This is a genomic window from Thermoanaerobacter sp. A7A (genome assembly GCF_000445185.1).
GTDB lineage: Bacteria > Bacillota > Thermoanaerobacteria > Thermoanaerobacterales > Thermoanaerobacteraceae > Thermoanaerobacter.
Genome location: NZ_AVAF01000130.1, coordinates 24853 through 42417 on the forward strand (window position 1 = coordinate 24853; position 17565 = coordinate 42417).

Genomic DNA, 17565 nt, shown 5'->3' on the forward strand with positions numbered 1-17565 from the left:
TCACTCCGGGATTTCTGATTTGTTTTCCCCCATGTTCTTCTCATAAATTTCATAAGCTTTTATGATTTTAGCTACAAGAGGATGCCTTATCACATCTTCTTCAGAAAGCATTACAAACTCTATACCTTCTATTCCTTTTAATATCTCCATAACCTCTTTTAGCCCGGATTTTTTACCTCTTGGCAAATCTATTTGAGTAACGTCACCAGTTATAACTGCTTTAGAACCAAAACCTATACGGGTTAAAAACATTTTCATCTGCTCAGGAGTGGTGTTTTGAGCTTCATCGAGTATTATAAAAGAATCGTCTAAAGTTCTACCTCTCATATAAGCTAGTGGTGCAACCTCAATTAAGCCTTTCTCCATGTATTTTTGGAAAACTTCTGCTCCTAAAATGTCGTAAAGCGCATCATATAAAGGTCTTAAATAAGGGTCAACTTTTTCTTGCAAATCTCCTGGCAGAAAACCTAACTTTTCTCCTGCTTCAACAGCCGGCCTTGTTAAAATTATACGACCTACTTCCTTATTTTTCATTGCGGTAATAGCCATTGCCATAGCCAAATAGGTCTTGCCCGTACCGGCAGGTCCTATTCCAAATACAATCTGATTTTTTCTTATAGCTTCTACATACCTCATTTGCCCATAAGTTTTGCACCTTATCTGTTTGCCTCTAGCTGTTATACAAACAATATCAGACATTAAAGACTTTAGTTTTTCTTCTTCTCCTGCCTCAATCATATTCATAGTATACAAAACATTTTGAGTAGTAATCACATCTCCCTTTTCAATCATTCCCATCAATTTGTTAAAAAGTTTATCAGCAGATTCCACGTTTTTTTCTTCCCCCGTTATCTTAATAGTTCCTCCTCTTAACACTATCTTGACATCTAATCCCTCTTCTATTAACTTAATATTTTCATCAAAGTTGCCAAACAAATTGGCAGCTTGCTCCATATCCTCAATATTAATAGCTAACTCCTTAATCAATGTTCCCCTCCTATATAAGAAATTTTTTCTTTCATTCCTATTTCCTCTAAAACCTCTGCAGTAATATTGGCTCTTAATATTTTATCTTGTATAATCACATAACTTTCTTTTTTATTTACTATCTTACTTTGAGAGCCTAAAACCTTCTCCAACTCCTTTAGTGCTTTTTCAAAAGCAATATTTTTTGCTTCCTCTTTAGATAAAACAATAGTTTTAGGTTTGGTTTCATAGTATACTTCTTTTATTATTCTAACTGGAAAGTTTTTTGATATTATCTCTTTTTCCTCTTTTTCAAAATTCTTAAAGTCTACTTTTTTAGGGGATATAGTTATAGTATTGTTACCAAAGATTATTTTTGTAACAGTTATTTTGTTGTTTGTCCTCTCAAAGACTTCTTTTTTGAGTTCGGCGTCAGCATAAACTTCATACCATGTCCTCCCAATAATTTGGCCATCAGCATGTACAAATCTTGTCCCTAGTCCTGGCTTTTCAATTATCCCTGTAACAATTATATCTCCCGCTTTTACTGTATCTCCAACTTTTTTTACCGCTTCCCCTTCTAAAACCGTCATCTTATAAATTATACCATCTTTTTTAGCTATTATATTGCATGGTTCATCTTTTGACAATACCTCTTGAGGTTTTGTTTTACCTACAACTTTTACAAAAGCATTAGTACCCTTTATATTTATTCCTATCCACGATATATCATTATTTTGTAATAAAAATTCTGTCTCTATTTTATTAACATCTATAGCAAATTTAGAAACTCCTGGCTTTAATCCTAAGTATGAAAGCTTTTCTAAAACTACTTTTTCATTTACATTGTTGACGGTCTCTATATTAATTTCCCATATAAAAGTAGAAAATGCATAAATAAGTATAAGAGAAATTGCTGCCCCTAAAACCAATGCTTTTCTTCTTTTTAACCGAGAAATTACAAAAGGCAATCCTCTTTTAGAAATCACTGAAACACGACAATTAGTTTTTTTTGCCAAAAATACTGTTTCTTTAAACCCCTTTATACTTACTTTTGCGACTATAGTAGTATAATTCCTACGCTCAATATCCCAAATATAGACATCATTTACCATAATAAGATTTAAAAATTTTTCAATTGACAAACCTTCAATCTTAATAATAACATATCCTTTTAAAAAATTCCATAATTTTATTGCAACCAAAAACATTCCTCCTATACCATCATTTCTATATTCATTATTTCGCCGCTAATCGTTATAATCTCTGTCATTATAGAATTCACAATCATATTTTTACCTAATATTCTAACAACACCTATTGTTGTATTTATCCTAATCCTTTCAGGAATATACTCAATAATTCCCTTGTGGTTTTCAATAGTAACATGGGTTTTCCCTATCAAAGTTATTTTAGGGAGATTAAGCAATACCTCTTTTGGAAAATCTATTGCATTTACAAGTTCGTTTTTTATCTCATCTTTCATATTGTAACCTCCCTTCTCTTAAAATTTTATGAGGAAAAAATTAAAAAAATTCTCTTGCTTTTTTATAGGCAATAGACCTTTTGAGTAATTAGAAAATATGTATTATAATGAAAGTAACAAAATTGAATAATTCTATTGCTGTAAATTATTTTTTGGGGGGATTTACATTGGAGAAAATAGTAATAATTTTTACGGGTGGAACTATATCCATGAAAAATGACGCTAATTTAAATGCTGCTATACCCTCTTTATCAGGAAATGACATACTAAAAATGGTTCCCAACATAAAAGAAAATTCCCAAATTGAAATAATTCAATTTGGGAATTTTCCAAGTCCCCACTTTACTCCTGAGCTATTGGTAAATTTGAAACTAGAAGTAGAAAACGTAATCAAAAAACAACAAGTAAAAGGAGTCGTCATTACTCACGGTACAGACACCATAGAAGAAACAGCATATTTTTTAGACTTAACAATAAATTCCGAAAAGCCAATAGTCTTGACTGGAGCCATGAAAAATTCTTCTGAAATCGGATACGACGGTCCCAGCAATTTAATCGCTTCTGTAATTACTGCTTCCTCAGAAAAAGCCAAAAACAAAGGAGTGTTAGTAGTTTTCAATAACGAAATACATGCAGCACGAGATGTCACAAAAACTCATACTTCAAGTATTGACACCTTTAAAAGCCTTGAAACAGGTCCAATAGGTGTTGTAGATAATAACAAAGCGTATTTTTATAGGAACATTGAGACAAGAAATTATATACCAGTAGACCATTTAGAGCCAAGAGTAAGTCTTCTAAAAGTCGCCTTTGGTATGGAGGATAAAATTATCAGATTCCTTGTTGATAGCGGAGAAAAAGGAATAGTAATAGAAGGAACAGGAAGGGGAAATGTACCTCCAAAATTGGCTGAGGGCATAGAATATGCTATATCAAAGGGAGTAATTGTAGTGTTAGTTTCAAGATGTCCTATGGGAAGAGTTGATGCCTCTTACGGTTATAAAGGTGGCGGAAAGCATCTTGAGTCCTTAGGGGTAATCTTTGGAGGTAATCTCTCAGGGCAAAAAGCTCGCATAAAACTCATGGCAGCTCTTGCTTATTCCAATAATTACAATGAAATCAAAAAATTATTTGAAGAAGAAAAGACTTGATACCTAATGGCATCAAGTCCTCAGTTTGTTGACAAAGTTAAAAAATATTTAAAGGAGATATTTGCATCGTCGCTCCGATGTTTCCAAAGCGACAAAACTAAAGCTCGACCTTGGGTTCCGGCAGGGTACCGGGCACAATCGGCATCCATGCCTTAAGGTGCCCGCCTCCGCCATCCATGGCTTCGGCCCTGCCTCCACCCTCGGTCTTGTTAAGTTTTGTTGACGCTTTGTCACAAGTCGCACCGATTGCAAAATATCTCCTTTACGAAAGTTTGTCTACAATTAGAGGACTTGATACCCAATAGCATCAAGTCCTTTGTTTACTGTAGATACTTGTTTACCATGTCTTTAACAAGGTTGCCATCTGCTCTCCCTTTTACGATTGGCATTACCTTTCCCATCACTTTTCCTATATCGCTTTTAGTTTTAGCACCAGTTTCTTCGATAGCTTTTTTTACTATTTCCTCTATTTCCTCTTCGGATAGCTGCTTCGGTAAATAAGAAAGCATAATCTCAATTTCTTTTCTGGCTTTATCCACTAAGTCTTGCCTTCCACTTTTTTCGTAATCCGGCAACACTTCTTTTCTTTGCTTTATTTCTTTAGAAATTACATTAATGACCCCTTCATCGTCTAATTCTTTTTGAGTATCTTTTTCAACTTGGAGAATAGCTGCTCTTACCATACTTAAAATATTCTTTTTAAAATTATCTTTGTTTTTCATGGCTTCTATCATATCTTTGTATATTCGCTCTTTTAGGGTCATGGCAAGCACTTCCTTTATTTATTATATTTATATTTTCTTTTTCTTGCTGCTTCGGATTTTTTCTTACGTTTTACACTGGGACTTTCATAATGCTCTCTTTTGCGAACCTCTGATAAAACGCCTGCTTTAGAACATTGGCGCCTAAACCTTCTCAGAGCATTGTCCAATGATTCATTTTCGCCGACTCTTACTTCAGCCACTACTCTCCCTCCCTCCAGATAAACTGCTCAAGCTAAGCTGCGTATTCTGCTGCGATGTCTTGCTGAAAATTCTCATTTTATTATACTCCTAAAGCCATAATGTGTCAATGATTAACCTGGTGGCCAAGTCATAAATCTACCGCCTAAAAGATGAAAATGTATGTGATATACCGTTTGTCCCCCGTCATTTCCACAGTTTGATACAATTCTATAACCTTTTTCGTCAATCCCCTCTTTTTTTGCTAATTCTTTTGCCACCATATAAGCATAAGATATTAAATGTTTGTTATCCTCATTTAAATCTAACAATGTCGGTATATGTTCTTTTGGCACAATGAGGATATGTACAGGTGCTTGTGGGTTAATGTCTCTAAATGCTACGACTAAATCATCTTCATATACTATATTGGAAGGTATCTCTTTATTTATAATTTTACAAAAAATGCAATCTGACATCCTTTCACCTCCTCTTTTTATATTCTACACATCTGGTTAAATTCCTTCAATTTCTCCAATTAAGAAATTATCTTTTATTTCTTTTATTTTCACTGGAAAAATCTTATTTCTAAGTAACTGTATATGCCCTTTGACAGCTACACTTAAATAATTATCAGTCAAGCCTTCTACGTAACTATCCATATTCTTAACAGTTTGTTCAAAAAGGACTTCCAAAGTCTTTCCTATAAAACTCTCCATGAATTTGCGTTCACACCTATTAGACAATTCTATGAGTTTTTTACTCCTATCTTCTTTTACATGATTTGCAACTTGATTTGGAAAGTTGTAGGCTCTTGTACCTTTTCTCCTTGAATATTTAAAAACATGCATTTTGCTAAAACAAATCTCTTCCACAAATTTGTAAGTCTTGAGAAACTCCTCTTCCGTTTCACCAGGAAATCCCACCATAACATCTGTAGTTATCGCCACATCCTTGATGTATTCTCTTAACCTATCAATTACACTTTTGTACTCCTTTGTAGTATATCTTCTTCCCATTCTTTTTAAGGTTTCATCACATCCACTTTGAAGGGATACATGATAATGCCTGCACATCTTAGGCAAGTTAGCTATTTCTTTCACAAACTCTTCAGTTAAAAAAGTAGGCTCAATAGAACTAAGTCTTATCCTTTTTATGCCATCTATTTCATGAATCATCTTTATAATGTCCAAAAGCCCAATATTTTTTAAATCTTTGCCATAGGAAGCTATGTGTATACCTGTGAGGACAATTTCTTTATACTCTGAATCAGCAAACCTCTTTACTTCCTCTATTACTTTTTCAGGCTCTCTGCTTCTCACCGGTCCACGGGCGTAAGGGATTATGCAGTAAGTACAGTATTGATTGCAGCCGTCTTGAATCTTTATATATGCCCTTGTCCTTTCTGTATAAGCTGTTACTCCAAATTCCTCATATTCTTTTTGAATCATTATATTATTTACCACACTCAACTTTTGACTTTTTTGCGTAAATTCCTCTACTAAATCTACTATTTTGTCTTTATCTTTTGTGCCGATCGCTATATCCACTTCCGGAAGAGAAAAAACTTCCGCTGGACTTACTTGCACATAGCAACCAACAGCTACTACCAGCGCATCAGGATTTTTCTTTCTAGCTTTTCGTATCTCCTGCCTTGACTTCATATCACTTCTATTTGTTACAGTACAGGTATTTATTACGTAAACATCCGCTTTTTCATTAAAATCAACTACTTCATAACCAGCTTTTTTAAAAAGCTCAGCCATGACTTCTGTCTCATATTGATTTACCTTACACCCCAAAGTATAAAAAGCAACAGTTTTTTTATGACCATATCTTTCATAAAATTCATCATTACTAAGAGTTAAATCTACTTTTGCCACTTTAAAAATGCTCCTCCTGTTAAATTTCTTTTTCATATTATATCACATATTATAACATGCTATTGCACGCAAAAAAACAGGCCCCGAAGGGCACTAAAAATATCTTTTTGTTCTTTGGTTATTAACAATTTACCCCATATCTCCTAATTCATATATTACTATTGAACAAACTGCGATGGCTGCTGTCTCAGTTCGCAAAATCCTGGGGCCTAAGCTTACAGGCTTAATACTTTTGTTTAAGGCTAATTCAATTTCCTCTTGAGAAAAACCTCCTTCAGGGCCTATAAAAATTCCAATTTTTTTTACGCCTTTTGCCTTTTTAAGCACTTCTTTTAATTTTGAAGTTTGTTCCTTTTCATATGGAATTATGCATAGATCAAACTTATCAACCTGATTTATAGCCTCTTCAAAGGAAATAGGCATACAAATTTCGGGCACCCCAGTTCTGCCCGATTGTTTACAAGCTTCTTCGCTAATTTTTCTCCACCTAGCAATTTTTTTATTTATATTGCTTTTAGTTATGTCTACAACCGTATAACGAGTCACAACTGGGATAAATTTTTTAACTCCAATTTCTGCACACTTTTGGATAATCAATTCCATTTTATCTGATTTAGGCAAACCTTGGAACAAAGCAATTTCTAAAGGACTTTCTGTATTCGATTCTAATTTTTTTTCTAAAAATAAAATAAGCTTGTCTTTTTTTATCTCCTCAATGCGAGCAGCATATTCTTTTAAGCCATCCGATGCAACAATTTCATTACCTCTTTTAAGCCTTAAGACATTTACCAGATGATGAAAGTCTTCTCCTTCTATATAGACAAATTCTCCTTTAATATTTTGCCGATCAATAAAAATTTTTCTCATAAGCTATCACTTTTTCCTTGATAATATTGCACACCATTCTCCTTCTTCTCTAATTTGCAATATTTCAAAAAATTCTTCAACTTTTTGCAAAACTTCTTCACATCTATCTTTAATTATTCCACTTAATAAAAATAAGCCTTTTTCTTTTAAGTAGTCTGGTACTTTAGAAGATAATTTAATTATAGCATCTGCAATAATATTAGCTACTATAATATCAGCTGTTCCCTCAAATCTTTCTAATAAATCACTTTTAAAAACTTTTACGTTGTGTAAATTATTAAGCTTCACATTCTGCCTTGCTACTTCCACAGAAACTTCGTCTATATCCGCCGCATAAACTTCCTTTGCTCCTAATTTACTACTAGCGATACTAAGTATACCTGAACCACAACCTATATCAAAAACTATGCTTTCTGGCATCACAATTTCCTCTAAAAGTTCCAAACACATCTTTGTGGTCTCATGGGTGCCTGTGCCAAAAGCCATTCCGGGGTCTAACTCGATAATTATCTCTTCTCCTTGAGATACATATTCTTCCCAAGAAGGCTTAATCACTATTTTCTTTCCTATTTTTAGAGGCTTATAATACTGTTTCCAATTATTTGCCCAGTCCTCTTCATCCACTTCTGAAACTTTTAAGTCAAAATTTCCTATATCAATTCCAAAAGATTTAAGTTCTACAATTCTATCTTTTAAAATATTTATTTTATCTATAGTATCTGAAGCAATAGGAAAATAGGCAAAAACCTTAATATTTCCCTCTTCTTCAAAAAGAGAAGGCTCTATATAATCCCAATTATCACTTTGCGCCAATAGTTTTACATCATTCGGGTTTTTTATAACTACACCGCCAGCACCTAATTCGTGCATGATATTTGTCACAGCCTCTTCTGCTTCTTGTATAGTTGTAACTTGTACTTCAATCCATTTCATTCTTTTCACACCTTTAATTTAAATTTATTATCCGCCAAAAGCATCCTTCATCCTTTGAAAAAAGGATTTTGATTCCGTCGAAGTCTCACCCTCTAATTTTCTCAATTCTCTCAGCAATTCTCTTTGCTTTTCTGTCAACTTTTTAGGCACATCAATATAAACTTCTACAATTTGGTCTCCGCGTCCTCTTCCATTTATGTGGGGAATTCCTTTTCCCCTTAACCTAAACTTGGTCCCTGTCTGAGTTCCTTCTGGTATTGTAAAGCTAACTGGTCCATCCAGTGTAGGAATTTTTATTTCTCCCCCCAAAGCTGCATCAGTAAAACTTATAGGCATTTTCAAATACACATTGTATCCTTCTCTTTTAAACAACTCGTGGGGCTTTACGCGAATTATAAGATACAAGTCCCCTTTTGGACCTCCTCTTAAGCCTGGCTCTCCTTCCCCTCTTAAGGTAAGCATTTGTCCTTCGTCTATTCCTGCTGGTATAGTAACTCTAATTTTTCTCCTCCTTCTAATTCTACCTGTTCCACCGCATTTGTTGCAAGGGTCAGTAATAATTTTTCCTTCACCATGGCACCTATGACAAGTTCTTATATTTACAATTCTTCCAAAAGGAGTATTCTGTGCAGTTCTCACTTCACCAGTTCCATGGCATACAGGACAAGTCTCCGGTTTGCTACCTGGCTTTGCCCCTGTTCCTTTACACACATCGCATTCTTCAAATCGCTCAACCTCTATCTCTTTTTCTGTTCCAAAAGCAGCCTCTTCAAAAGTTAAAGTAAGGTCATATCTTATGTCATTACCCTTTTGAGGGCCTGTTTCTGCTCTTCTCCTGCCAGTACCAAAGAAATCATTAAAAATATCGCCAAATATATCGCCAAATCCTCCAAAGCCTCCAAAATCAAAACCGCCCTCTCCAAAACCTCCTTGACCAAATCCACCTTGGCCAAAACCGCCTTGCTCAAAGGCTGCGTCTCCAAATTGGTCATATTGGGCTCTTTTTTGAGGGTCGGAGAGAATTTCGTAAGCTTCGTTTATTTCTTTAAATTTTTGCTCTGCTTCCTTATCTCCTGGGTTCAAGTCAGGATGATATTTCTTAGCAAGCCGTCTATAAGCCTTTTTTATTTCTTCTTCTGTGGCATTTCTATCTACTCCTAATATTTCATATAAATCTTTTTTAGCCACTTTCTCACCTGCCTTTCATTACGCAAATTAGAACCAGGTAAAACCTGGTTCTATATTATTTATTATCATCATCCTCCACTTTATAGTTGGCTTCATAAACATTGTCCTGTGTTGTACCTTGTCCAGCACTACCTGTATTTGTAGCTCCTCCCGTTTGTCCTCCCGCTTGTTGGTATATTCTTGTAGAAACTTTGTAGAAGGCTTGTGAAAGTTTCTCAGAAGCATTTTTAATCGCTTCTATATCGCTTCCTTCAAGAGCTTTTCTCACATTTTCTATTTCTCTATTTATTTCATCTTTTTCGGCTTGCGTCATCTTATCTCCAAGGTCTTTCATTGTTTTTTCAGCTTGATAAATGAGAGAATCTGCTTTATTCCTTATTTCGATTTCTTCTTTCTTCTTCCTATCTTGTTCTTCATACTGCTTAGCCTCATTAATCATTCTTTGTATCTCTTCTTCTGACAAATTAGTTGTAGAAGTAATAGTTATATCCTGAGATTTACCAGTACCTAAGTCTTTTGCAGAAACATGTACAATTCCATTGGCATCTATGTCAAAAGTAACTTCAATTTGAGGTACTCCTCTTGGAGCTGGTGGAATCCCTGACAAAATAAACCTTCCGAGAGTTTTGTTGTCTTTTGCCATAGGCCTTTCGCCTTGTAACACGTGTATTTCAACAGAAGTCTGATTATCCGCTGCAGTGGTAAATATCTGGCTCTTTCTTGTAGGTATTGTGGTGTTTCTCTCTATAATCTTAGTAAATACTCCACCTAAGGTCTCTATACCCAAAGACAAAGGTGTTACGTCCAGTAAGAGAATATCTTTCACTTCTCCGGCCAATACTGCCGCCTGTATAGCTGCACCTATAGCCACTGCCTCATCTGGGTTAATTCCTTTGTGAGGTTCTTTACCCATTATTCTCTTTACTGTCTCCTGTACCAAAGGCACTCTTGTAGAACCACCAATGAGAATGACTTTATCAATATCAGAAGGTTTTAAACCTGCGTCGCTTAATGCTTGGTTAACAGGACCTACAGTTGATTCTACAAGGTCGGAGATTAGCTCTTCAAATTTTGCCCTTGTAAGATTTACATCTATATGTTTTGGACCTGTAGCATCAGCAGTAATAAATGGCAAGTTTATATTAGTAACCGTTGCAGAAGAAAGCTCTATTTTTGCTTTTTCCGCAGCATCTTTTAGTCTCTGCAATGCCATCCTGTCATTTCTTAAGTCAATTCCATATTCTTTTTTGAAGTTGTCAGCAAGCCAATCTATTATCCTTTGGTCGAAGTCATCCCCACCCAAGTGGTTATTGCCACTTGTAGCCAAAACTTCAAATACTCCATCTCCTATTTCCAAAATAGAAACGTCAAAAGTACCGCCACCTAAGTCGTAAACCATTATCTTTTGATTTCCTTCTTTGTCAAGGCCATATGCCAAAGCAGCAGCTGTCGGCTCATTTATTATTCTCAAAACCTCAAGACCTGCAATCCTACCTGCGTCTTTTGTAGCCTGTCTTTGGCTGTCATTGAAATAAGCAGGAACAGTAATTACCGCCTGTGTAACTTTTTCACCCAAGTAAGCTTCTGCATCAGCCTTGAGCTTTTGCAAAATCATTGCAGAAATCTCTTGAGGTGTATATTCTTTATCGTCAATTTTTACTTTGTAATCAGTTCCCATGTGTCTTTTTATAGACATTATAGTCCTGTCAGGATTTACAATTGCCTGCCTTTTTGCAACTTGCCCTACTAACCTTTCTCCTTCTTTAGTAAAAGCAACGACTGAAGGCGTAGTACGAGCTCCTTCTGCGTTAGGTATTACTACAGGTTGGCCTCCTTCCATAACAGCAACACAAGAAAAAGTAGTTCCTAAGTCAATTCCTATAACTTTCCCCATATTTTTCAACCTCCTTTTTATTTTGCTACTTTAACCAAACTTGGTCTTATTACTTTATCTTTTAGATAATACCCTTTTTGGAAAACTTCAATAATTTCATTTGGTTGTTTTCCTTCTACCTCTTCCTGCATTACAGCATGGTGCTTATAGGGGTCAAAAATCTGCCCCTCTGCTTCAATTTCTTTTACACCAAATTTATCCAACATCTTTTTAAACTGCCTGTAAATTAATTCTATCCCTTCTTTTAGAGAATTATAATCTCCACTGCTCGCCAAAGCTCTTTCAAAATTATCCATAACAGGCAAAAGTTCTAAAATTACTATTTCTTTACCATATTCTACCATTTCTGATTTTTCTTTTTCTGTTCTCTTCCTGTAATTTTCAAATTCTGCTTTCAATCTTTGTGCAATATCTAAATATTCTTGAGCTTCAGCCTCTTTTTGCTGAAGTTTTTGCTTTAATTCCTCTATTTCATCAACCGTTTGTTGCTGATGCTCTTGCTGTGTTTGTTCTTCCTCTTCAGGAGGCCCTTCCATTTGTTCATTTGATTCTAAATTATTTACATCATTTTCCTCCTCTTTGTTAATTTCTTTTTCCATCTCTTCCACTTATATCACCTCGTTATATTTCATCATTGTATATACTCGACAAAAGATTTGAAAGCTCTTTTGTCATCACATTGATTTCACTAATCAACTTCCTATAATCCATTCTTGTAGGTCCTATAATTCCTATTGTACCCACCACACGGCCATTAATCTTATAAGTAGTTTTTATTACGCTTAAATCCTTCATCTCTTCAAACTTGTTTTCGCTTCCTATTCTCACATCTATAAAATCTACTTCAGGCTCTAAAACTTCGTTCAATAACGACTTGTTGTCCAAAAGATTGAAGAAATTTTTTGCTTTGCCTAAATCCTTGTATTCAGGAAAATCTAAAATATGGGAAGTTCCATCCGCATAAATGTCTGTTTCCTGTAACTGCTTCAAGCTCAAAAGTATAGTGTTTATCAATTCGTCGGCTATAAAAGCCATCTCTCCCAACATCTGCCTTAAATCTTTTTGTAAAAACTCAAAAATATCTTTTTCGCTTTTGCCAGCAATTTTGTCATTTAACAAATTGTTTAAAAACTCAAAGATAGTTCTATCTACATTTTGGCATAAATTTAGCAAGTAATTTTTTACAATTCCTGTGTCTGTCACTACTAAAAAGATCATTTTATTAGAAGCAACAGGTATAAGTTGGATTTTCCTTATTCTATCAGGGTTCAACTTTGGCATTTTAGCAACTGTAGTATGGTGAGTTATGTTAGCCAAAATTCTTGCATATTTCTTTACAATTTCATCAAACTCCGCTATTATTTCCTCGCGAGTATTATAGCTAATTGGAGGGTCATTGTTTATATAATTTCGAAGAATGCTGTCTACATAAAATCTATATCCTTTATCTGAAGGTATTCTTCCTGCGGAAGTATGAGGTTGCTCCAAATATCCCATTTCTTCTAAATCCGCCATTTCGTTTCTTATAGTAGCAGAACTTAATCCTATATTGTACTTCTTAGCTATTGTTCTCGACCCTATTGGCTCTGCCGTCATAATATAATCAGTAATAACCGCATATAGTATTTTTTTCTTCCTATCATCTAACGGCATTTTCACCACCCCATGTATTATTAGCACTCTACTCGATTGAGTGCTAATTCATGTTTTTAAAATACCACTCTTATAATTTTTTGTCAATACTCATTTAGGGCAGAAATTCTTCAAAAATGACGTTAGAGACATCAATACCCCTCTCGGTAAGTTTTGCACACTCATTATCAATCTCAATTAGACCTTCATTTAAGTATTTTTGTATTACTTTTTTGTAAAATTCAAACAAACTGATACCAAATCTTTTCTTAAAATCCTTGTCACACACTCCTTTTGTCATTCTCATTCCTAAAAACATAAACTCAGCCATTCTATCTTCTTTTGCCAACTTTATTTTTTCCTTAACTGCACTTTTTCTTTCTAAAATGCTCTTAATATAGTCTTTTATATTTTCAATATTACTATATCTCACATCCTCCATATAAGAATGGGCTTCTGCACCAAATCCCAAATAATTTTTGCACTCCCAGTATAAAATATTGTGGCGACATTCAAATGTGGGCAATGCAAAATTAGAAATTTCGTAATGGTGATAACCTTTTTCTTTTAAAAACTCTATACCCCAATGATACATTTTAAGCTCTTCTTCCTCATCAACTATAGGCAACTGACCCTTTTCATAAAGTCTGTAAAAGGAGGTGTTAGGTTCTAAAATCAAGCTATAAGTAGAAACATGCGTCGGCTGTAATTTTACTACTTCTTTTAAAGTTTCTTGCCACTCTTTAAAGGTTTGAGTAGGAAGAGCATACATCAGGTCAATATTTATATTGTCAAAGAACTTTTTCACTAACTCATAATTTTCAAAAAAATCTTCTATTGTATGAATTCTACCTATATATTTTAAAAGCCTATTTTGAAAAGCTTGAAGTCCAATACTTACTCGGTTTATCCCGTTGTCTTTATAAATTTTTAGTTTTTCTTCAGTTATAAAGCCGGGATTCATTTCAATAGTAATTTCGCAACCATCAAGTATTTTATAATTTTTAAATACAGACTTCAATATCTTCTCTATATAAGAAGGAGGCAAAAGGTTAGGGGTACCTCCTCCTATATAAACCGAAACCACATTATAATCTTTTGTAGAATTTGATTCTATTTCCATAAGTAGTGCCCGAATATAGTCGTCAAAAAGATAATCATAGCCTGCATAAGAATTAAAATCACAATAATAGCATTTTCTTTTACAAAAAGGAATGTGAATGTATAATCCTATCTCCCTCATTTTTCATCATCTAGCTTCAATATTGACATAAAAGCCTCTTGAGGTATTTCAACACTTCCCACCTGTCTCATGCGCTTTTTACCTTCTTTTTGCTTCTCCAAAAGTTTTTTCTTACGAGTTACGTCTCCTCCATAACACTTGGCAAGAACGTTTTTTCTCAAAGCTTTTACAGTCTCTCTTGCAATAATCTTAGAGCCTATTGCAGCCTGGATTGGAATCTCAAAAAGATGCCTTGGAATATTTTCTTTTAACTTTTCTACAATTTTTCTCGCTTTTTCATAGGCTTTATCTTTATGAACTATCATGGATAAAGCATCTACCAATTCGCCATTTATTAAAATATCAAGCTTTACCAAATTAGATTCTTTATACCCTTTAAGCTCATAGTCGAAAGAGGCGTAACCCCTTGTTCGTGATTTTAAAGCATCAAAAAAGTCATATATTATCTCATTTAAAGGCATTTCATATTTTAAAAGTACGCGAGTTTGTTCTAAATATTCCATTCCTAAATATGCTCCCCGTCTATCCTGGCAAAGCTCCATAACTGCCCCTACATATTCAGTAGGCACCATAATAGTAGCTTCCACAATTGGCTCTTCAATATGATCTATTTGCGTAGGAGGCGGCATTTTTGTAGGATTGTCCAAATCCAATACCTCTCCATTAGTTTTGTAAACTTTGTAAATTACACTTGGTGCAGTAGTGACAAGATTTAAGTTGTACTCTCTTTCCAACCTTTCTTGAACTATTTCCATGTGCAAAAGTCCCAAAAAGCCACACCTAAATCCAAAACCTAAGGCAGCAGAGGTGTCAGGTTCAAATACAAGTGACGCATCATTTAGCTGAAGTTTTTCTAAAGCTTCTTTTAAATTTTCATAATCTTGTCCATCCGCAGGATAAATTCCACAAAAGACCATTGGCACTACTTCTTTATAGCCAGGAAGTGGAGAATCGGCTGGATTATCTGCATCTGTTATTGTATCTCCTACGCGAGTGTCTTTTACATTTTTTATGCTGGCAGCAATATATCCAACTTCACCTGCTTTAAGCTCTTCTACTGGATAAAGGTTAGGTCTAAACATACCCACTTCTGTAACTTCAAAAACTTTGCCAGTAGAAAACATTTTTATTCTCATTCCTGCTTTAACAATTCCATCTACTACCCTTACAAAGCTTATTGCACCTTTGTAGTTATCATAAAAAGAGTCAAAAATTAGCGCTTTTAAAGGCTTATTTTCATCTCCTTTTGGAGGGGGAATTCTATTTACAATGGCTTCTAAAACTTCTTCTATACCTATGCCTTCTTTAGCAGAGGTAAGCAAAGCATCTTCTGCATCAATCCCAATCACGTCTTCAATTTCTTTTTTTACAAGTTCAGGATTTGCTGAAGGAAGGTCTATTTTATTTATCACAGGTACTATCTCTAAATCATGTTCTAAAGCCATATACACATTAGCAAGGGTTTGCGCCTCAATCCCTTGTGTAGCATCTACTACAAGGAGGGCCCCTTCACAAGCTGCAATACTTCGGGATACCTCGTAAGTAAAATCCACATGTCCAGGGGTATCAATGAGATTAAGCTCATATTCATTTCCATCTTTAGCTTTATAAATCATTCTTACAGGCTTTAACTTTATAGTAATTCCTCTCTCCCTTTCTAATTCTAAATTATCTAAAATTTGCTTATCTGTTTCCCTTTCAGAAAGAAAACCTGTTTTCTCAATAAGTCTATCTGCAAGAGTAGATTTACCATGGTCTATGTGAGCAATAATGCAAAAATTTCTAATATACTGCATCCTCTCTGACATTTTGTACCTCCTCAAAAATTAAAGACTTAGACCTCATTTCCAAAATCGCCCTTTAAAGTATTGGCTTAACCCTCCTATGTCAATAACTGACTCCTTACCAAAAATTTTAACGATCACCTTTTCGCTATTTGAATATACACCAAATATATTTACTTTCCTCACTCCAGTAGTAATTTCATTAAAGGAAGAATCAGCTATTACAAGTCCTACTACCATAATAACAATGTACAATAAAAGAGCAAAGATTACAAGTCTCTTTCTTTGAATCTGTTTCTTTCTCTCTCTTGTCCTTGTAAGCCTCATCTTTTATCTTCCCTTCAAGGTATCGTAAATCTTGTATATTTCTTCAATCATTTTATTGCAACTATATTTTCCCACACTTTCTTTTCCTCTTAAGCTTATATTTTTTCTCAATTCCTCATCTTTCAAAAATTTCTCTATAGCTTTTGCTAACTCTTCAGGACTTTCTTTTTCTACCAAAATTCCTTCAACGCCATCTTGTATAATTTCTGGAATACCTCCTACTTTTGTAGCTACGACAGGGACTCCTTCACTTAAAGCTTCAATTACAGAAATTCCAAATCCTTCTTCATGTGAGGGAAGCACAAATACATTGAGATTTCTCAAGAAAGAAGGGATGTCATTTCTATACCCCAATAAAAAGAATCTGTCCTTTAAATTTAAACTATCAATCATTTTTTGTAATTCTTCTCTAAAAGGGCCATCTCCTGCTACAAAAAAGTAGGCATTTACATTTTTTAAAATTGAAGCCGCTTTTATTAAATCTTGAACACCTTTAGCAGGTATAAGCCTTGCTACACTTCCTACAATAAAAGAATCTTGTGGCAAATTGAATTCTTCTTTTAAATTAAGAGTTGTTTCCTCGTAGAAAGAGGTATCAATACAATTGTACACCACTTTTATTTTATTTTCTTTTACATTTTGATTTAGAACTAAATCATCTTTTAATGCTTGAGAGACAGCAATAAACTGATGGGTTTTTTTGTCTAGAATTTTTGTTAAACTCAATAAAAGTTTCTTTTTGTAAAAACTCATATTATTGTAATTTGCAAAGTTGTGGACTGTCACTACTGTTTTTACAGGCATAGCAAAACATGCGACTCTTCCTACCAATGAAGCTTTTGCCCCATGCATGTGAACAATATCTGGCTTAAACTCATTTACTACCTTTCGTATAAACTTAATTGTCCTGTAATCTTTTTTTAAACTAATTCCGTCCCCAATGTCAATGTCATATACTGCAATCCCTAATTTTTTGAGATATTCTTGAGTTTTTTTGTCAAAAGAGCACAAAACAGCAATTTCATACTTATCTTTGTCTAACAATCTAACCAGTGATAATAAATGCTTTTTCATTCCTCCTTCTGATTTTCTTACAATTTGCAATACCTTCATTTTTACCATAAAACCACCTTTTAAGAGATTTCATCAATAACAAGATGTATTAGCATAGGTCCTACAAACACCATCATTGTAGCTGCCGCTACAATTCCTGAATCATTAAAAACCAATGCAAGAATGCTTCCTATAATCGTCGCAACAAAGCATATTC

At 34.4% G+C, this 17565-nt stretch carries 18 protein-coding genes; 1 reads left to right on the forward strand and 17 read right to left on the reverse strand.

The genetic code is table 11. The features are described 5' to 3' along the window. From M663_RS0110275 to yqfC, 3 genes are read right to left on the reverse strand one after another with little or no spacing between them, the layout of a single operon-like run. Nucleotides 1-987: a PhoH family protein gene (locus tag M663_RS0110275; protein WP_003867919.1), complete on the reverse strand. Its 987-nt coding sequence runs from the start codon at nt 985-987 to the stop codon at nt 1-3. Beyond that, nucleotides 984-2171: a sporulation protein YqfD gene (yqfD, locus tag M663_RS0110280; protein WP_029688842.1), complete on the reverse strand. Its 1188-nt coding sequence runs from the start codon at nt 2169-2171 to the stop codon at nt 984-986. Before yqfD ends, M663_RS0110275 begins: the two co-directional genes overlap by 4 nt. A gap of 11 nt (nt 2172-2182) precedes the next feature. Next, complete coding sequence (gene yqfC, locus M663_RS0110285) at nt 2183-2452, reverse strand: sporulation protein YqfC (protein WP_029688843.1); 270 nt, start codon at nt 2450-2452, stop codon at nt 2183-2185. Nucleotides 2453-2619: 167 nt separating this feature from the next. Between yqfC and M663_RS0110290 the strand changes: the two genes are divergently transcribed. After that, nucleotides 2620-3603 carry an asparaginase gene (locus M663_RS0110290; protein WP_029688844.1) on the forward strand — a complete coding sequence of 328 codons (984 nt, stop codon included), beginning with the start codon at nt 2620-2622 and terminating at the stop codon, nt 3601-3603. 320 nt (nt 3604-3923) lie between these two features. Here the strand turns inward: M663_RS0110290 and M663_RS0110300 are convergent, their stop codons facing one another. The 14 genes from M663_RS0110300 to M663_RS0110365 form a co-directional block, all read right to left on the reverse strand. Beyond that, the gene (locus M663_RS0110300; protein WP_029688845.1) at nt 3924-4367 is read right to left on the reverse strand and encodes a GatB/YqeY domain-containing protein; all 444 of its coding nucleotides are present in this window, start codon (nt 4365-4367) and stop codon (nt 3924-3926) included. Nucleotides 4368-4381: 14 nt separating this feature from the next. Further along, a complete protein-coding gene (gene rpsU / locus M663_RS0110305; protein ID WP_003867924.1) occupies nt 4382-4567 on the reverse strand; it encodes a 30S ribosomal protein S21 in 186 nt (61 codons plus the stop codon). Between the two features lie 111 nt (nt 4568-4678). Beyond that, on the reverse strand, nt 4679-5023 hold the full coding sequence (locus tag M663_RS0110310) for a histidine triad nucleotide-binding protein (protein ID WP_029688846.1): 345 nt from the start codon (nt 5021-5023) through the stop codon (nt 4679-4681). 36 nt (nt 5024-5059) lie between these two features. Continuing rightward, a complete protein-coding gene (mtaB, locus tag M663_RS0110315; RefSeq protein WP_029688847.1) occupies nt 5060-6427 on the reverse strand; it encodes a tRNA (N(6)-L-threonylcarbamoyladenosine(37)-C(2))-methylthiotransferase MtaB in 1368 nt (455 codons plus the stop codon). 129 nt (nt 6428-6556) lie between these two features. After that, nucleotides 6557-7294, reverse strand: a complete 738-nt coding sequence (locus tag M663_RS0110320; RefSeq protein ID WP_029688848.1) for a 16S rRNA (uracil(1498)-N(3))-methyltransferase — start codon at nt 7292-7294, stop codon at nt 6557-6559. Between the two features lie 6 nt (nt 7295-7300). Then, the gene (prmA, locus tag M663_RS0110325; RefSeq protein WP_029688849.1) at nt 7301-8227 is read right to left on the reverse strand and encodes a 50S ribosomal protein L11 methyltransferase; all 927 of its coding nucleotides are present in this window, start codon (nt 8225-8227) and stop codon (nt 7301-7303) included. A gap of 27 nt (nt 8228-8254) precedes the next feature. Next, nucleotides 8255-9415 carry a molecular chaperone DnaJ gene (gene dnaJ / locus M663_RS0110330; RefSeq protein ID WP_029688851.1) on the reverse strand — a complete coding sequence of 387 codons (1161 nt, stop codon included), beginning with the start codon at nt 9413-9415 and terminating at the stop codon, nt 8255-8257. A gap of 55 nt (nt 9416-9470) precedes the next feature. Beyond that, nucleotides 9471-11309: a molecular chaperone DnaK gene (gene dnaK, locus M663_RS0110335; protein WP_003868077.1), complete on the reverse strand. Its 1839-nt coding sequence runs from the start codon at nt 11307-11309 to the stop codon at nt 9471-9473. A 17-nt stretch (nt 11310-11326) separates the two neighbouring features. Next, nucleotides 11327-11917, reverse strand: coding sequence for a nucleotide exchange factor GrpE (gene grpE / locus M663_RS0110340; RefSeq protein WP_003868078.1), 591 nt, complete (start codon nt 11915-11917; stop codon nt 11327-11329). Nucleotides 11918-11930: 13 nt separating this feature from the next. Further along, nucleotides 11931-12962: a heat-inducible transcriptional repressor HrcA gene (gene hrcA / locus M663_RS0110345; RefSeq protein ID WP_029688852.1), complete on the reverse strand. Its 1032-nt coding sequence runs from the start codon at nt 12960-12962 to the stop codon at nt 11931-11933. Nucleotides 12963-13056: 94 nt separating this feature from the next. After that, complete coding sequence (hemW, locus tag M663_RS0110350; protein WP_004405168.1) at nt 13057-14184, reverse strand: radical SAM family heme chaperone HemW; 1128 nt, start codon at nt 14182-14184, stop codon at nt 13057-13059. Continuing rightward, nucleotides 14181-15992 carry a translation elongation factor 4 gene (gene lepA / locus M663_RS0110355; RefSeq protein WP_029688854.1) on the reverse strand — a complete coding sequence of 604 codons (1812 nt, stop codon included), beginning with the start codon at nt 15990-15992 and terminating at the stop codon, nt 14181-14183. The genes hemW and lepA overlap by 4 nt, the downstream gene beginning before the upstream one ends. Before the next feature lie 33 nt (nt 15993-16025). Continuing rightward, nucleotides 16026-16295, reverse strand: coding sequence for a hypothetical protein (locus M663_RS0110360; RefSeq protein ID WP_003868082.1), 270 nt, complete (start codon nt 16293-16295; stop codon nt 16026-16028). A gap of 3 nt (nt 16296-16298) precedes the next feature. Further along, nucleotides 16299-17417, reverse strand: coding sequence for a glycosyltransferase family 4 protein (locus tag M663_RS0110365; protein ID WP_029688855.1), 1119 nt, complete (start codon nt 17415-17417; stop codon nt 16299-16301). Nucleotides 17418-17565 lie beyond the last annotated feature (148 nt).